The organism is Halorubrum sp. SP9 (assembly GCF_005435015.1).
GTDB classification, from domain to species: Archaea; Halobacteriota; Halobacteria; order Halobacteriales; family Haloferacaceae; genus Halorubrum; species Halorubrum sodomense.
This window is the reverse complement of record NZ_SGXU01000355.1, coordinates 1-475: the sequence shown is the minus strand read 5'-3', so window position 1 is coordinate 475 and position 475 is coordinate 1. Positions and strand designations below refer to the sequence as shown.

The 475-nt window shown below is 54.1% G+C and carries 1 protein-coding gene; it reads left to right on the top strand.

Going from position 1 to position 475, the window contains the following annotated elements; all coding sequences use genetic code 11:
* Window positions 1-112: 112 nt before the first annotated feature.
* On the top strand, window positions 113-475 hold a 363-nt coding region (locus EXE45_RS17855; protein WP_137695117.1), incomplete at its 3' end, for an SDR family NAD(P)-dependent oxidoreductase.

Sequence of the window (475 nt, the reverse complement as noted above, 5' to 3'; positions counted from 1 at the left end):
GTCGGGGGCTACACAAGCACGTCGGGGACGTGGAAATTCGGTTCAATATGATGGACGACATGGAAATGATCCGTACCGGAAAGTTCCGACACACGATATCAGAGGTCGAAGAATGAACTCGGTTTTGGTCACTGGTGCGAGTCGGGGTATCGGTCGATACGTCGCAACTCACTTCGCGGAACAGGGGCACGACGTGGCGATAACGGCTATTGACGAGGTAGAACTTAGGAAAACCGCCGAAGAACTGGCTGACCTCTCCGAAAGTGGCCGTACCGAGCGGTTCCTCGCCGACAGCTCCGAAGCGTCCGAGGTAAGGCGGGTTATCGAGGCGGTGAATGACGCCTTCGACGGTATCGACATTCTGGTGAACAATGCTGGTCGGGTAGGTCCAGTCGGAGAATTCCCCACAAACGATCTTAGGGACTGGAAACGAACTGTCCGAACGAACTTATTTGGGATGGTACACTACACATAT